At 39.6% G+C, this 16,726-nt stretch carries 10 protein-coding genes; 6 read left to right on the top strand and 4 right to left on the bottom strand.

Features of this window, described 5'->3' with window-relative positions:
• Nucleotides 1-1,513: 1,513 nt before the first annotated feature.
• A complete protein-coding gene (locus tag H6G77_RS32870; protein WP_190873812.1) occupies nt 1,514-3,658 on the top strand; it encodes a polysaccharide biosynthesis tyrosine autokinase in 2,145 nt (714 codons plus the stop codon).
• A 236-nt stretch (nt 3,659-3,894) separates the two neighbouring features.
• Here H6G77_RS32870 and H6G77_RS32875 read toward each other — a convergent pair whose 3' ends face one another.
• Nucleotides 3,895-4,131 (bottom strand): hypothetical protein, encoded by a 237-nt coding sequence (locus H6G77_RS32875; protein WP_190588197.1) that lies wholly within the window; start codon nt 4,129-4,131, stop codon nt 3,895-3,897.
• 246 nt (nt 4,132-4,377) lie between these two features.
• Here H6G77_RS32875 and H6G77_RS32880 point away from each other — a divergent pair, with 246 nt between their 5' ends.
• Nucleotides 4,378-6,537 (top strand): Tex family protein, encoded by a 2,160-nt coding sequence (locus tag H6G77_RS32880; RefSeq protein WP_190873813.1) that lies wholly within the window; start codon nt 4,378-4,380, stop codon nt 6,535-6,537.
• 137 nt (nt 6,538-6,674) lie between these two features.
• Here H6G77_RS32880 and dapF read toward each other — a convergent pair whose 3' ends face one another.
• Nucleotides 6,675-7,514, bottom strand: coding sequence for a diaminopimelate epimerase (gene dapF, locus H6G77_RS32885; RefSeq protein WP_190588199.1), 840 nt, complete (start codon nt 7,512-7,514; stop codon nt 6,675-6,677).
• Between the two features lie 151 nt (nt 7,515-7,665).
• Here dapF and H6G77_RS32890 point away from each other — a divergent pair, with 151 nt between their 5' ends.
• Entirely contained in the window at nt 7,666-7,884 is a 219-nt protein-coding gene (locus H6G77_RS32890) for an Hfq-related RNA-binding protein (RefSeq protein ID WP_190588200.1), read from the top strand.
• 99 nt (nt 7,885-7,983) lie between these two features.
• On the opposite strand, the gene H6G77_RS32895 is transcribed toward H6G77_RS32890, so the two are convergent.
• Nucleotides 7,984-10,302 (bottom strand): cation:proton antiporter, encoded by a 2,319-nt coding sequence (locus H6G77_RS32895; RefSeq protein ID WP_190873814.1) that lies wholly within the window; start codon nt 10,300-10,302, stop codon nt 7,984-7,986.
• Nucleotides 10,303-11,115: 813 nt separating this feature from the next.
• Here H6G77_RS32895 and H6G77_RS32900 point away from each other — a divergent pair.
• Nucleotides 11,116-12,720 carry a glycosyltransferase family 39 protein gene (locus H6G77_RS32900; RefSeq protein ID WP_190588202.1) on the top strand — a complete coding sequence of 535 codons (1,605 nt, stop codon included), beginning with the start codon at nt 11,116-11,118 and terminating at the stop codon, nt 12,718-12,720.
• On the opposite strand, the gene H6G77_RS32905 is transcribed toward H6G77_RS32900, so the two are convergent.
• Nucleotides 12,704-13,321: a TetR/AcrR family transcriptional regulator gene (locus tag H6G77_RS32905; protein WP_190588203.1), complete on the bottom strand. Its 618-nt coding sequence runs from the start codon at nt 13,319-13,321 to the stop codon at nt 12,704-12,706. The two genes, H6G77_RS32900 and H6G77_RS32905, sit on opposite strands and share 17 nt — an antisense overlap.
• Before the next feature lie 593 nt (nt 13,322-13,914).
• Here H6G77_RS32905 and H6G77_RS32910 point away from each other — a divergent pair.
• The gene (locus tag H6G77_RS32910; protein WP_190873815.1) at nt 13,915-15,111 is read left to right on the top strand and encodes an efflux RND transporter periplasmic adaptor subunit; all 1,197 of its coding nucleotides are present in this window, start codon (nt 13,915-13,917) and stop codon (nt 15,109-15,111) included.
• A gap of 52 nt (nt 15,112-15,163) precedes the next feature.
• Nucleotides 15,164-16,339, top strand: coding sequence for an ABC transporter permease DevC (gene devC, locus H6G77_RS32915; RefSeq protein ID WP_396019788.1), 1,176 nt, complete (start codon nt 15,164-15,166; stop codon nt 16,337-16,339).
• Nucleotides 16,340-16,726: the final 387 nt, after the last annotated feature.

Below are 16,726 nucleotides of genomic sequence, written 5' to 3' on the forward strand. Positions count from 1 at the left end.
TGAAATGCCTGAGCCTATTTTATTAAGTCAGATTTTTGCCAAGCTTACTTCTTTAGGACGTATTCATCCCGTTTCTACAGGTGTTGAACCCTCGTAAATTGGCTACGGTATTGATTGACTGATGATTTTTTTCCAGGTTCATAGAGGATCTTTGATTTGCAACTAGTATCCTCTGTGATTCACCTAATATTTTTTAGTTTATTTAGGCTATCTAGCTATAGTTCTGAGTTCAATACTTTTCTCGAAATTGGGAACACATAGAAGCAATAAAAAGCAAGAATAACCGTCACTATTTGCCAGATAAAGGATTTATGTTGATCGCCAGTCAAGCATTCTACTATGTGAAAGTGACTACTATTTCATTTGTTAGCTGTTTTAAGCTACATAAAAATCACCACTATTTTTCAATATACTACTACTTCTTAAAAAGTATGCAATCTTACAATAATTAAATGGATGTCACCCTCTTTTATGATTTTTTGCTTTTTCTTGTAATTACTTACTTTTACTACTTAATAAATTTCTCTTAAGTATTGGTTTTCCTCCTAATTGAAATCCAAATATCTTTAGTTTACGTAAGTGTGATCACGAAATATAAGATACCATGTTTTAAAGGTAACTGGTATCCTTCATAGAAAGTTCATTTTCTCAGAAGATTTTTCAGATGTTTCTTCATAAAAGGCTGTTTTAGCTTTGTATTAAACTTTATATGAAGTAAATATTACAGAATCCAAAAATAGCTACCAAACCAGCTTAAGTAGCAGGTAAATAGTTGATTCTGTAGGGAGGTTGATTATACAGCCTAAACCCCTTAGTAGTATAATTAACATTGGGGTGACTAGTTGAGTGTTAGCGATTCAAACCAGACTTTAGGACTCATATTTGATTTGGGAAAAAAATCAGTACACCCAGAGCAGGCTTCTTTCCTACTCCCTACTCCCCATTCCCTACTCCCTACGTATCGTGCTTGCGCTTCGCTTCTCTGCGAGACGCTTTGCGAACGCGCACCACACAACTAGATTCAGGAATCAAACCGTATTCCTATATGAACTTATTTATTATTGAAATTGTGGTAGTACTTAATTTGCTTCGTCATCGTACCAGTGATGGGGAGGCAATTGATGTAAAGCTTATCCCTTCAGTACCGTCCAAATATTTTGTCTCGGAATCAGAGTAATTGATGTTGAGCTAATCTCTGAGTTACGCGCGTATCAAGGTATCTACATATAGAATAATTAAATCTTTATAATACAGATGTGTTGTATCAATTAGAATCTGTGTAGATACTCTATATGGGATTTTATCGATTACCACAATACTGATCAAAGCAAAACGTATAATACACTACTTTTTTATTTGGACAAGTATTTATCTATGATTCAATAGCTAACTACTAAATAATTAATGGTGAACACAGATTTACTTATGTGTGTTACAGAGACAGAAACAATATTATACTGCAATGTTCATCATTATTCTTAAAAATAATTAAAACATAATTTAAGTGACGAAAATGAGTGAACAATCATATCCCAGCTTAAACGCTGAACAAAATGGCAAATATAAGCCATTATCACCGCAACCACAAGCAATGCCTGTTAACTGGGGTGAAGAAGAAGAAGAAAATTTTAGTATCAAGGACTGGCTCAACGTATTAAAACGGCGATCGCTAGTTATAGTGGGAGTATCGATGGCTGTCATGACTTTTGTGGTTGTGAATGTCATGCTCAGTAAGCAGCCAAGAGAATATGAAAGTAACTTTTTAATGTTAGTGGAACCGATTAACAATGATAATGAACCAGTAAATATTGTTCAAGATAATAATCCTAAAACTTCAACCCTCGACTACGATAGCCAAATATTAGTCCTCAAAAGTCCTGAATTGATGACTAATATTCTTGAGCAGTTGCGAGTTTCTTATCCAAATCTCACTTATAAATCTTTGCTACAAGCGTTGACGATTAATCGGTTAGGTGAAACCAAGATTATAGACGTTCGCTATCGAGCGGAAGACCCAAATCAAGTTAAAGCAATATTAGATGTAATTTCAAAAGACTATATAGAATATAGCCAAAAAAGACGACAAACCAAATTGCGTCAAGGGCTGCAATTTATTGATAAACAGTTGCCATCAATACAAAGCCGAGTTAATCAAATTCAACAAGAACTGCAAATTTTTCGTCAAAGATACAATTTTAACAATCCAGATAATCAAGGAGATTTGCTGGATAAACAAGCTAATTCTCTAGCTGAGGCGCGGCAGAATATTAATCTACAGTTGACACAAGTCCGTAATCAATTAAGTCATCTCCAGTCAGACAATGGAAAAACAACAGTACTCAATACTGCTTCTTTATATCAAAAACTTTTAGATCAGGTAACGGAGTTAAACTCCCAAATTGCTACAGAGTCAACCATTTTGCAAGATGCTAACCCAAAACTGCAAACTCTGAAAGAAAAAAGAGATAGTTTGATACCAGTATTGCAACAAGAAGGACAACGCTTTTTAAGCGTAAGAGAAGCCGAGTTAAAAACTCAGCTTCAATCTTTGGATTTACAAAGCAACGAAATTGCCAAACTCGAAACACAGGTAGCACAACAACGTAAGCAAGTGCCAATTTTAGCACGGAGATATACGGAGATACAACGCAAATTACAGTTTGCGAATGAGAGTTTGAATCGTTTTCTATCAACCCGCGAGAATTTGGAAATTCAAATATCTCAAACAGAATTAGGATGGCAGTTAATCCAACCGCCTCTTCAGCCATCACTTGTAACTGCTTCTAGTCGAGTCAGAAATTTAATTATAGGCTTTTTTATAAGTCTAGCAGCAGGTATTGGAGTTGCTTTATTACTAGAAAAAATAGATAACTCTTACCATAGTGTGATCAAGCTGAAAAAGAAAATCAATTTTCCCTTATTGGGAAATGTGCCTTTTGATAATGAAGTTAAAGCCCTTCAATCTCGAACTTCCAAATCAAAGTTTTTTCCGATTAAGATATTTAATTCTTTACTAGAAGGTAGTCAAGATACAGATATTTCAATTGCTCAGGAATATAGCAGTTATTCAACTGAATTTTTAGATGCGTTAAGATTCCTATATACAAATATTCAACAAATTAAACCTGATTCTCAAGTACGTTCTTTGGTTGTTAGTTCAGTTACGCCTGGTGATGGAAAATCCATCGTTGCTTTTTATCTAGCTCAAACAGCTACAGCAATGGGGCTACGAGTACTACTAGTAGATGCCAACCTTCGCCAACCGATGGTTCACAACCTAGCTAATTTAAAGAATTTATGGGGATTAAGTAGTCTACTATCCACAAATTTACCAGTCAGTGAAGTCATTCATAAATTACCTTCTATGGAGCAATTATCTTTGATCACGGCTGGCCCCGCACCTGATGATCCAATTAAATTACTGGCTTCTGAAAAAATGAAGCAATTAATGGCAGATTTTCAGGATGATTATGATTTAGTTATTTATGATGCGCCTCACTTTTTTGGGCTGTCTGATGTTAGTGTACTGTCACCTTATACAGATGGGGTTTTGATGGTGGTGAGGGTAGGTAAAACGGATGCTTCTGTGATAGAGCAAGCTTTAGATTATTTAAGGATTTTACCGTTGAATATACTGGGTGTGGTTAGTAACAGTTAACAAAGCAGAGAAAATTTAGGCGTTAAATTCTCTGCATACTGTAATAAAGTGATTGCGTCCCACGTAAATCGTAGTTTGCAGTTAGCCAAGGATTAATTAATTTTTTTTGTAAAGTTGAATGTTGCTGTTGTAGAAAGCGATCGCAGACTATACTCTTGATGTATACATAAAACATCTATGCAAACATCAATGAACCTAGTAGCGATCGCATCTTCCGATTACTTAACGATTTCTACTTATTTCTTACTGACCTGCGTATAATTTTTATCGTTATCTCGTAAAAGTTTATTAGTGCTGACAAATACAACTACCAACAGTAATAGCTGGATTTGCCAAGGTGCTAAGACTAGACTGACTACTAGGCTGATAATAGTAAACACGCCAGTTAAGTAAGCTAGTTCATCGCTACATTTTTTTGATAAGTAACCAGTTGCTAAACCAGTGAATAAAGGGATTAAAAAAATCAAAGGCATTGCAATTCTTCTCCTAAAATTTAAGATGCCAAGGATTAAGAAATTTTAATTTAAAGTTTTATTCATAATGATTGCTGTCAATCTTACATCTAAAGATGTTTTCTTCACAATACTCTAAATAAAGAAACAGTCAGCAAATCAAGATTCCGTAATTGTCTAGTAAATAAGTTTAACACTCAGTGCTGTCACTATAATATCTATCTAGGATATTACCTTTAGAAGTAACGTTTTTCCCTTAGATACCCAATGCTGAACATTCCTCAACTCTTAGCAGCTGAACTAGAGCTTAAACCTTATCAGGTGCAGAACGCGCTGGAACTTTTGGCGGAGGGTGCAACGATTCCGTTTATTGCACGGTACCGCAAAGAGCGCACTGGTGAAATGAATGAAGTGCAATTGCGCGATTTGTTTGATAAGTACAATTACTTAACAGAATTAGAGGCAAGAAAATCTGTAATTTTAAATGCGATCGCCGAACAAGGTAAACTCACTGATGAGTTAAAAGCGCAAATTATCTCTTGTCAACAAAAAACAGAACTTGAGGATTTATACTTACCATATCGACCAAAGCGCCGCACCCGTGCCACCATTGCCAAAGAAAAAGGATTAGAACCTTTAGCTGAGTTTATTCAATCTCTCAATATTAAAAATGGTGTAGCTGCATCTTTAGCAGCAGAAGCAAGCAAGTATATTTCTGAAGAGAAAGGTGTAAAAACCGCAGATGAGGCGCTAAAAGGTGCAGCCGACATCCTTGCTGAAGCAGTCGCCGAAACAGCAGAACTGCGTGCTTATTTGCGTGATTATCTCCTAGAGGCTGGAGTTTTTGTTTCTCGGATTAAAGATGATCATCCTGAAGGTACAACTAAATTTGAGATGTACCGCAATTATCAAATCAAAGTCAAAAATATTGCTCCCCACAATATGTTGGCATTGTGTCGGGGTGAAGCGGAGGGAATATTAAGCTTTGATATTAATTTTGATGAAGATTATGTGCTTGGTTATCTCGAATCTCAAGTAATTCGCACCAAAGTCAGAGATATTCGAGATTTTTATCAGACGATGCTGAAAGATGCGTTTAACCGGCTGATGAAAACCTCTCTGACGGCAGAAGTAATTTCTACCAAAAAAGATTATGCAGACATAGAATCGATCAAAACCTTTGAGGCTAATTTGCGGGAGTTATTGCTGTCTGCACCGGCGGGGATGAAACCGACTTTAGCGATAGATCCGGGATTTAGAACTGGATGTAAAGTAGCTGTTTTAGATGAAACAGGCAAATTTTTAGAGTATCAGGCAGTTTTCCCCCACCAAGCAGCAGAACAACGCACAAAAGCAGCACAAACAATTAAAAATTTGCTTGAAAAATATCAAATTGAGCTAATTGCGATTGGTAACGGGACAGCTTCGCGGGAAACTGATGAGTTTGTCATCCAAGTATTACAAACTCTCGACCATCAACCAATTAAAGTAATGGTGAATGAATCTGGTGCATCAATATATTCTGCCAGCAAAGTAGCGTTAGAAGAATTTCCTGATTTAGATGTAACAGTGCGGGGTGCAATTAGTATTGGTCGCCGTTTGCAAGACCCTTTGGCAGAATTAGTCAAAATAGATCCCAAATCTATTGGTGTGGGACAATATCAGCACGATGTTGATCAGAAGCTGTTGAGAAAGAAACTGGATGAAACTGTAGAAAGCTGCGTCAACTTTGTGGGTGTAGATTTAAATACAGCTTCTAAAGAACTTTTAACTTTTGTGTCTGGGATTACAGCCGCAGTTGCCAACAATATTGTCACCTATCGCAATCAAAATGGTGCCTTTAAAAATCGCCGCCAACTTTTGAAAGTCCCGAAATTAGGGCCGAAAGCTTTTGAACAAGCCGCCGGATTTTTGCGGATTCGCAATGGTGATCATCCTTTAGATAATACGGCTGTGCATCCTGAAAGTTACTCAGTTGTAGAAGCGATCGCATCTGACCTCAACGTTAAATTAAATCAAGTCAGTCAAATTGCGGAAAAACTCAAAAAACTCGATCTGAAAAAATATGTCACCGATACCATTGGTGAACCGACATTACGGGATATTCTCAGCGAACTCGAAAAACCAGGACGAGACCCCCGCGCCGAATTTAAATATGCCACCTTTAAAGAAGGCATCAAAGAAATTAGAGATTTACAAATAGGGATGGAATTAGAAGGAATAGTCACAAATGTTGCCAATTTTGGTGCATTTGTCGATATTGGCGTACATCAAGATGGTTTAGTACATATTTCCCAACTTGCCGATAGATTTGTGGAAGATCCCAAACAAATCGTCAAGGTGGGACAAGTTGTCAAAGTGAGAGTCTTGGAAGTGAACGAGAAATTAAAACGGATTAGTTTGTCTATGAAAGTAGCCAAGCAATGAGGAGTGCTAGTTGAAAGTGCTGAGTGCTGAGTGCTGAGTGCTGAGTGCTGAGTATGGAAGGAGGTAGTAGTTCGACTACGCTCACCAACCCGCAGTCGAAGTACACCCCCATACATACCCAGTCTCCTCTGGCTGCTTCAAGCAGTACCCTTAAACACTCGTTCGGCGGGGCCAGTCATATAAATTCGTTCGTCAATTTCTGACCATTCAATTTCTAAGCAACCTCCTGGTAATTCTACAGTCGCGGCGCGATCGCATTTTCCAGTTAACACACCAGCCACTAAAGAAGCACAAGCACCTGTACCACAAGCCAATGTAATTCCTGCGCCTCTTTCCCATACCCGCATTTTTAGGTAGTCACGACTTACCACTTGAATAAATTCGGTGTTGGTTCTTTGGGGAAACACTGGGTGATGTTCAAACTTTGGGCCGATGGTTTCTAAGGGAATGGCGGCGACATCTTCCACAAAAGTGATGCAGTGGGGATTCCCCATACTCACACAGGTTACTTCCCAAGTTTGTCCAGCGACTTCTAGGGGTTGATTAATCACTTTGGCATCAGCCACACCCAGGGTAGTCGGAATTTCGCCAGCTAGTAAATGTGGTAAACCCATATCCACCTTGATTTGACCATCCGGTGTTAGTTGGGGTGTAATTGTCCCCGCCAAGGTATGAATGCGATATTTATCTTGAGTGCGGGATATACCTTCTAAATCGGCGAGAAATGCCGCTAAACAGCGAATCCCATTACCACACATTTCTGGCTCTGAACCATCAGAATTAAAAATCCGCATGGTGTAATCAGTACCGTTTTTTCCTGGTAAGGCGAAAATTACACCATCTGCACCGATACCAAAGTGGCGATCGCACCACTCAACGGCTTTCTCTGGTGTGAGAACTGGCGTGGCTGCTCCGCGATTGTCAATTAAAATGAAGTCGTTGCCTAGACCGTGATACTTAGTAAATTCAATTGCCATTTTGCCAATGATGAATTATCAATGATTAGGAAAGTATGAAGTATAAAGTATGAGGTATGAAATATGAAATTTTGTCCTTCATAACTGATAGTTCATAATTTGCAACTCCTTACTGAGAAAATTTTCGATTGTGCATAAACCATCACCAAACATGGCGACAACTGATTTTGATACGTCACTGCCAAGCATTCGCCAAGTGCAGAACCTGATTAAACAAGCCGCAGTAGTTGAGTTCAAACTAGTCACAGGCGACCTGTTGACAGGTAAGATTTTATGGCAAGACCACGGTTGTGTTTGTATTGCCAATGAAAACAGCCAGCAAACAACTATTTGGAAACAAGCGATCGTCTATCTTCAACCCAAGGGTTAATTAGGGGCTAGAGACTAGAGGTTAGAGGCTAGTATTTTTACTCAGCACTCAGCACTCAGCACTCAGCACTCAGCACTCAGCACTCAAAACTCAGCACTTTCAAGACAGAAACTCTTTGATGGTTTGTGCTTCACTCGCTTTGGCTATGGGGATAGACAAAGGTATTTTGTTGGCTGTGGTGAATAAAGATTGTAGTTGATTCAGACTGGGTAAGCTACCACATAATAATACTTGGTCGCCAACTTTCAGTTCTGTTTTTTCATCAGGGCGGCGAATAAACTTACCATCTCGTCGCAGTGCTTGGATTTGTAATGGTTTTTCGTGATTTTTTAAGTCAGCCAGGGTTTTATTCTCAACGAGAGAATCAGCCTCGACTGCTATCCATTGACAAGCACTATTTTCTCCGGGAACAGCTATTTTACCTTGGGCAAATTCTTCTAAGGCTGCTAGTTCTTCTGATTCGCCAACCACTAATAAGCGATCGCCTTCCTCTAATTTTGTGAGATTGTTGGGATAGTCGATTTCTGTGCCATTAGCGCGGCGAATCGCCATCAAGCTGACCCCTGTTAAGTAACGCATATCCGCTTCTTCTAAACTCATACCAATGAGAGGTGAAGTTGCAGGTAAGGGATACCAGCGCCGATTTAAGTCGCGGGTTGCTTGGTCTAAATCGCGGGAAACCTCAGAAGCAGAACGTTCTGGGCGCAGATCCAAGTAATGATCGTTGCGGATTTGCTGCATTTCTCGCTGGACGATAAATTGTGAGAAGCCTAGATCGTTTAATAAATAAGTTGCCATTTCTAAGCTTGCTTCAAATTCTGGTTGAACAACTTCCCGCGCCCCTAATTGATAAAGCACCTCAATATTTTTGTCTTGGGTGGCGCGAACAACCAAATTTAATTCTGGATGTAATTCTAAAGCGCGTTTTAAACACAGACGAGTACTCATAGGGTCAGGAAGTGCGATCGCCATTCCTTTCGCATGGTTTACGCCTGCGGTTTCCAAAACGTGAAAACTCACACAGTTACCATAAACATAAGCCACACCCGCATCTCGTAACTGCTGAATCCGGCTTTCGGATTGGTCAATGACTACCACAGGTAAGTCATGCTGTTGCAATAACTTCACCAAATTTTTACCTACCCGCCCATAACCACAAACAACTATATGGTCTTTTACAGGTAATTCTTCCGATACGTCTCTGGCTTCACCTTCTCCTGCTAAATAAGGTTTCAGCCAAGGCATCGATTCGGCAAAGTTAAACAAAAATGGTAATAGCCGCAGCACAAAAGGAGTCAATATCAGGGTAACGGCTGTAGTTCCTAAAATGAGTAAATATATACGTCGAGATACCAACCCTAATGCTTGACCTTCACTAGCCAACACAAAGGAAAATTCCCCAATTTGTGCCAGTCCAAACCCAGCAATTAAAGCTGTTTTCAACGGGTAGCGGAAGAGTTTCACTAAGGGCGTAATAATCAAAAACTTGCCCACAAACACCAACGCCACTAACCCTAAAATTAATTCCAGATTGTTCCACAAAAACACCGGGTCAATCAACATCCCAATGGCGGCGAAGAACAAACTAGCAAAAATATCTCGTAGCGGTTCTACATAAGTTAAGGTTTGGTCGGCGTATTCCACCTCAGAAATCATCAAGCCGGCGACAAACGCCCCCATTTCAATTGATAAGCCCAAATATTCTGTAAGTAGGGCAATACCTAAACACAAAGCCACTACACCGAGTAAAAATAATTCCCGGCTTTCCGTACGGGCTAACATTCGCAACAATGGCGGTATCAGCCAAATACCAGCCACAACTGCCCCAGCCGCAAATAAGCCAATCCGTACCAAGGCTGTGAGTACAGCTACACCAATCACTTCTGCTGGTGCGTGCAGCGCAGGTAAAACAGCCAGCATTAGCCCTAAAGCTAAGTCCTGTACTACCAAAATCCCCAGCATTACCTGTCCGTGGGGCGTTTCTGTTTCGTTGCGCTCCATCAAGCATTTGAGGACAACGGCGGTAGAAGATAAAGAAAGAATTGACCCCAGGAATACACCTTTAGCGGGTAAACTGCCCCAAGCACCCGTTAAGCCACACACCACCACTGTGACTAAGATTGTCAAGGCGATTTGTAGTCCACCTCCACCAAGAGCGATCGCTTTTACTTTTTTTAATTCAGCAAAAGAAAACTCCACACCCAAGGCAAATAAAAGGAAGGCTACCCCGAACTGTGCCAAAGTTTCTACTTGAATAACCTCTTTAATCAGTCCTAGCCCCGCAGGCCCGACAACCATTCCGCCGATGAGATACCCCAATAGTACTGGTTGTCTCAAAAGGGATGCCAACAACCCCCCACAGGCTGCGACTCCCAAAACTAATACTAAATCGACGATTAATCTAAAATCTTCTTGCACAATCTTTAAAAAGAACTATTAAGACCTGTTAACTTCAGCATACAAATTTTTATCTATCTGGGGGTTAAATTGTTGGCATAGAGGTCACAAAATTTGTGCTTTCTTCTTCCAGGACTTACACACGAAGATTGTTGCTTGGGATGGGTCTAAGGGTTTGGAATACCTTGAAGACTCAATTTTTCGTTTTCTTGCGTCAGCCCTCAAGAATCAACCTACATCATTTATGGCTGGTAACGGCTCATAATTAACGCGATGTGCAACTTATTCTTGAAACCCCTCTCCAAACCTCTCCCCTGCAAGGAGAGAGGCTTTGAATCTTGCCCCCCTTCCCTGTCTGCGACACGCTGCGCGAACGTAGGGAAGGGGTTAGGGGTTAGGTTTGAGAGAAAGTTGCACACCACGTTAATTAAATATTAGAGATACAGTTAATTGCAGCATCTCCACCAGCAGAACCACTTGCTCTGCACTGAATTATCTAGAAAAATGTATAAAAAATCACTATTTCTAATTTAATTTCAATAGTTAGCTGAAGAAATCCAACCAGAGAGAGTATTTCTCCGGTAGTGTACTGACGACCGGATGAGTAAAATTTAGGTTTTATGGCAGTGCATTCAGCTAAAACCTGACTTTGTAAATAGGACTTACGCAAAAAAACGAAAAAATAAGGTTTTAGAACAGGGTGCAGGGGTATGAGGGTGTAAGGGTGTAAGTATTCAAAACCCTTACACCCCATACCCTTTCACCCATACACCCAATCCCCACAAACAATTTTGGTGCGTAAGTCCTGGTAAATACTCTCTCATCTTTCTAACCATGAAACTTCTACATTACAAACAAGAATATATCTGGCTAAAAGTTCTTGTTATTTCTATCTTGTTTTTAGGAATTTATTTCCGGTTTATTAACCTTGATGGCAAAGTTTATTGGAATGATGAAGTTTATACCTCATTATGGCTTTCTGGTCATCCCAGTACAGAAATTGTTGACAAATTTTATCATGGTGAAATTGTTAATGTTGGCATGTTAAAACAATATCAACAAATAAATCCAGCCCAAGGTGTCAGTAGTGCAATTACGCGGCTGGCTATAGAAGATTCTCAACATCCACCACTGTATTATATTTTGGCGTGGTTTTGGTCAGCTTGGTTTGGTAATTCGGTCGCTGTAATTAGGAGTTTATCTGCCCTTATTAGTGTGCTTTCTTTAGTCAGCGTATATTATTTATGCCGAGAAATATTTACATCATCTTTAACAAGATGGATAACTGTTTCACTGATAGCCATATCGCCGTTTCATTTATTATATGCTCAGGAAGCTAGAGAATATAGTTTATGGACGTTAACTATTATTATTGCTAACTACACAATTCTCTTAGCTTTAAGAAAAAAAACATTGCTTAGTTGGGTTATTTATACAATTTCCCTAATTTTGAGTTTTTACACATTTTTATTCTCAATTTTTGTGGTGCTTGGTCATGGTATTTATATATTAGGTATTAATGGGTTCAAAAAAACTCCGTCATTAATTGCTTATTTATTATCTGTCACAGCTGCTATTGTCGCTTTTATTCCTTGGCTGATAGTTATTTATCAAGGTAAAATCTCTGGCAGAATTCAAAGGTTAGATTGGATAACAGAAGCGACGAGTTTACCCGCCTTCATTGGGAGATGGTTGCTAAATATCACGCGAATTTTTCTTGATTGGGTAATTATTAATGAAAATACACCATTTAAAACAATAATTTGGTTGATACCATTTACGTTAGCCTTGATAGTTTTGATTGGTTATGGACTTTACTATCTCTATTGTTCAACGCCTAAAACTACTTGGTTATTCATATTTACTTTAACTTTAACAACAGCCATAAGCTTAATAATTCCCGATGTTATCTTTGGCGGGAGGCGTTCAGTAGTTGTGAGATATCTCATACCAACATTTTTAGGAATACAATTAACAGTTGCCCATCTTTTAGCCAGTAAGTTAGTCGCCATTCAAAGCATAAAATGGCAAAATATCTGGAGATTAATTACGATTTTTATCATTTCCTGTGGGGTGATATCTGGTGTAATTATTTCTTCGGCTGATATTTGGTGGAATAAAGGTACGGCAAATAATTTAAGATTAAATCAAGTTGCTGAGGTGATCAATCAAACTTCTCAGCCTTTATTAGTAAGTGATGCTAAATTCCCCTCTATTTTAGGATTAACTCATATAGTCAATGCCGATGTGAATTTTCAGCTAACTACTCAGCCTCAAAATTTGGTCATTTCTCAAGTAAAAGACAATCTATTTTTGTTCTACCCATCAAGAAATTTACGCCTATATTTGAGTGTTAACTATAATCTAGAACCTATTTATATAGGAAAAAAGCAAGTTTTTGGTTTATGGAAAATCCAAGCGGTTAATCAGCGCAATTAACAATGAGGTGGGTTAAGGCATCAATCAAGCGATCGCTCTCCATTGGCATAATATTCTTACCGTGCATAATCTCTTGGGTCATCACAAAATGCACCAGTGAACCAATGAGTATCCTGGCTGTGGCTTCTGGGTCAGGGATGTTTAATTCCGAACATGACGCTAAATATTTACTGATAGTCTCAATTGCGGGTTTGGCAATACTCGCAATAAATACCTGGGCCAATTCTGGGAAACGCGCCGACTCTCCCATTAACAGCCTCTCAAATGCTTGATATTCTTGGTCATTCACCATTTGGTCTAAAGCAGTTTTGGCTAACCGCCGCAGCACAATATAAGGTTCCCCTTGGAGGGGTTGAGTACCTAAAATTGAATGAAACCGCTTTCTTGCCAATTTTTCGATTAATGCCCGAAATAAACCTTCTTTATCTTGAAAATGACTGTATACCGTGGCTTTTGAAACGTTGGCGGCTTCTGCTACCTTATCCATACTCGTAGCCGCGTAGCCGTGGGCGAGAAACTCCTGCATTGCCCCTTGGAGGATCTTTTCGACTTTTTCTGTGGAATTGGAACGGTCTATTTCTCCCGCTTTTGGGCGTGCCATGTTGCAATATTCCTGATTTTGTAATCGTTCTCAAGATTTTCTGTAGCCCAGGACTGACGCACCAAAATTGTCTGTGGAGGTTGGATGAAGGGGTGTAAGGGTTTTGAATACTTTCACCCTTACACTCTCATACCCCTGCACCCGTTACTAAAACCTTATTTTTTCGTTTTTTTGCGTAAGTCCTAACATACACCCCTTCACCCTTACACCCTCCCTCACACCCTTGATTTTTCCTCTCACTGCTGAAGTCCTGTAGCTGTAACACCTGATTCGGAAGTAAGTTTAGCAATGCTCTTAAATAGTAAATACTTTTTCGCGATCGCTTGACTAAACTACTCGGTTTAGTATAATCCTAATTATATAACTATACGGTTTAGTTTTATATTTCCCGCTTCATTGTTCTTGAATAACCGTTGAGCATCTACATCAGGTTTTACATAGATAAGGGTGTAAGGGTATGAGGGTGTAGGTGTGATTTTACACCTCTATATTCTTTTCAATATCCAATCACTGGATTATGACATTTACCAAAACTCTATTTTGCCACCGGAATTTGAATCAACCAATTGGAATGGTTTCAAAGGTATGCTATCGTGCAGAACTCAAAGCTAGGCAGACCGATATCTCGTCAGTTAATTTTCCGTCCACCTTTTTTGATAGCGACTATTGTATCTTTAACTGTAATTGGCAGCAGTATTTTTACTGTGTTGAAATTTCGGGAAGTTGCTAATCAAAAAGCGCAAAGTTCATCTGTGCTGTTACCAGAAATCAAAACAGTCACAGCTTTAGGGCGAATTGAACCAAAAGGAAAACTGATAAAACTCTCCGCCTCGACATCAACAGAAGTTAGTCGAGTCGAACAATTATTAATTAATGAAGGGGATAAGGTAAAAGCAGGGCAAATAATTGCCATTTTAGATAATCGCGATCGCTTAGAAGCCGCATATAAAGAAGCACAAGAACAAGTAAAAGTTGCCCAAGCAAACCTAAATCGTACCAAAACAGGCGCAAAACGCGGAGAAATTGCCGCCCAAACTGCGAAAATTGCCCGCCTCCAAGCCGAACGTCAAGGTGATATTGCTGCTCAAGTCGCCACTGTTTCCCGCTTACAAGCCGAAGTCGCCAACGCTGTTATTGAAAACAATCGTTATCAAATTCTGTTTAAAGAAGGTGCAATTTCCGTTTCCCAACGGGATAGCAAAAGTTTAAGTTTAGAAACAGCCCAAAAAAGCCTCCAGGAAGCCCAAGCTCAGTTAAAACGCATTCAAGCAGCGAGTGAACAGCAACTTCAAGAAGCCGCAGCTACATTAGACCAAATTACCGAAGTGCCGCAAGTCGATGTAGAAGCCGCCCAAGCCGAAGTCAACCGCGCCATCGCAGCGATGAATCGGGCTAAGGTAAATTTACAACAAGCTTACGTGCGATCGCTCCAAGATGGTCAAGTGATTGAAATTCACGCCCAGCCAGGGGAATTAATTGGTAATGATGGCATTGCGGATATTGGACAAACTAGCCAAATGTATGTCGTCGCCGAAGTTTACGAAAGCGATATCGGTAAAGTCAGCCCAGGACAAAAAGTCCAAATCGTTGGTGATTTTCTACCCATTGAATTGCAAGGAACCGTAGAACGCAAAGGCTTACAAGTGCGGCGACAAAATCTCGTGAATACTGATCCTCTGAGTAACATTGATAACCGAATCGTAGAAGTACATATCCGACTCGATAAAACATCTACTCAAAAAGCAGCCACCCTCAGCAATATGCAGGTGAAAGTGGTGATTCAAATTTGAGGAGGCAGGAGGGTAATTTATTACTTAACTCTTATTACTCAGCACTTAATTTATGATGGGAATAATCAAACACATTCAGCGACGCACACCTTTGGGATGGCTGCAACTGAGTCATGAAAAAAGTCGGCTGTTAGTAGCATTATCAGGTATTGCCTTTGCGGATGTGCTGATGTTTATGCAGCTTGGCTTTGAGAGGGCATTGTATGACAGTAATACAAGACTGCATCGCAGTTTAAAAGCCGATATTGTATTACTGAGTCCTCAAGCCCGTAACTTGCAAAGTATGTCTTCGTTTTCGCGGCGACGCTTGTATCAAGCGATGGATGTACCAGGAGTTGAGTCAGCCGAACCAATGTATTTCAGTAACAGTATTTGGAAGAATCCCCAAACGCGCCGTGAGACGGGGGTGTTAGTCATTGGGTTTAATCCTAATAAGCCGGTGTTTGATTTACCCGATGTCAACCAACAATTACAAACCATCGCCTTACCTGATAACGTACTATTTGACCGTGGTGCAAGAGGTGATTATCAAAAAGCGATCGCCCAAATTGATCAAGGTAAAATTCTCACTACAGAAATGGAACGACGCACAATTAGAATTAGTGGATTGTTCCAAGTTGGTGCGTCTTTTGGGGCAGATGGTAGCTTGATGACTAGCGACCAAAACTTTTTGCGGATATTTCCTCGCCGCCAGTCCAGTAGTATTAGTTTGGGTTTAATTAAAGTCAAACCTGGCTATGAACCAAAACAAGTAGCAATGGCTTTGAAATCACACTTGAGAGATGATGTCAAAGTGTTAACTCATGCCGAATTTATTGAGTTTGAAAATAACTTTTGGCGAACCAACTCACCCATTGGGTTTATTTTTAGTCTGGGTGTATCAATGGGGTTTGTAGTGGGGGTAATTATTGTTTACCAAGTTCTTTCTGCTGATGTGAATGCTCATATCAGAGAATATGCCACATTTAAAGCCATTGGCTACCGCAATTACTATTTACTTGGTGTCATTTTTGAAGAGGCATTAATTTTAGCATTACTTGGTTTTCTTCCGGGAGTTGTCGTGTCTTTAGGACTTTATCAACTAACTCGCGCTGCTACAAATCTGCCAATGTATATGACTTTAATGCGGGGATTACAAGTAATAATTCTCACTTTTATTATGTGTGCAATTTCAGGGGCGATCGCTACTCGTAAACTCCAATCTGCCGACCCTGCGGATATGTTTTAAAAGCCAAGCAATTGCATGATAATATTAGTTATCTAGTGATTTTCAAGCCCAAATGATGGAGAATATTCACTTAATTTGCGTTCCCTTACTCAATTTTTAAACTTTATACTTGTTTATGAATATAGCGGTTCTCATTCTGGTGAGGTACTATAGCAATCCTAAATCACTTGTGTAATCCTCTGTCTTCTCCTTCTTTGTGTCCTTTGCGTCCTTTGCGGTTTGTTAAAAAGGAAATTTCTCACGACTCAGACAGGATTGCTATAACAAGAATAATTAACCGCAGATGGACGCGGATGTAGACGCGCAAGCGGCTTGCCGCAGGCTACGCAGATGGAAACAGATAACTTCGTACCTCAGTAGACTAGAAAACACTATAAAGATTGAGTA

The organism is Aulosira sp. FACHB-615, from assembly GCF_014698045.1.
Lineage (GTDB): Bacteria > Cyanobacteriota > Cyanobacteriia > Cyanobacteriales > Nostocaceae > Nostoc_B.

Coding starts and splice junctions, on each gene's coding strand:
- H6G77_RS32880 (WP_190873813.1), top strand. CDS start 4,378: ATGCTGAACATTCCTCAACTCTTAGCAGCTGAACTAGAGCTTAAACCT.
- H6G77_RS32900 (WP_190588202.1), top strand. CDS start 11,116: ATGAAACTTCTACATTACAAACAAGAATATATCTGGCTAAAAGTTCTT.
- H6G77_RS32875 (WP_190588197.1), bottom strand. CDS start 4,131: ATGCCTTTGATTTTTTTAATCCCTTTATTCACTGGTTTAGCAACTGGT.
- H6G77_RS32905 (WP_190588203.1), bottom strand. CDS start 13,321: ATGGCACGCCCAAAAGCGGGAGAAATAGACCGTTCCAATTCCACAGAA.
- devC (WP_396019788.1), top strand. CDS start 15,164: ATGATGGGAATAATCAAACACATTCAGCGACGCACACCTTTGGGATGG.
- dapF (WP_190588199.1), bottom strand. CDS start 7,514: ATGGCAATTGAATTTACTAAGTATCACGGTCTAGGCAACGACTTCATT.
- H6G77_RS32890 (WP_190588200.1), top strand. CDS start 7,666: ATGGCGACAACTGATTTTGATACGTCACTGCCAAGCATTCGCCAAGTG.
- H6G77_RS32870 (WP_190873812.1), top strand. CDS start 1,514: ATGAGTGAACAATCATATCCCAGCTTAAACGCTGAACAAAATGGCAAA.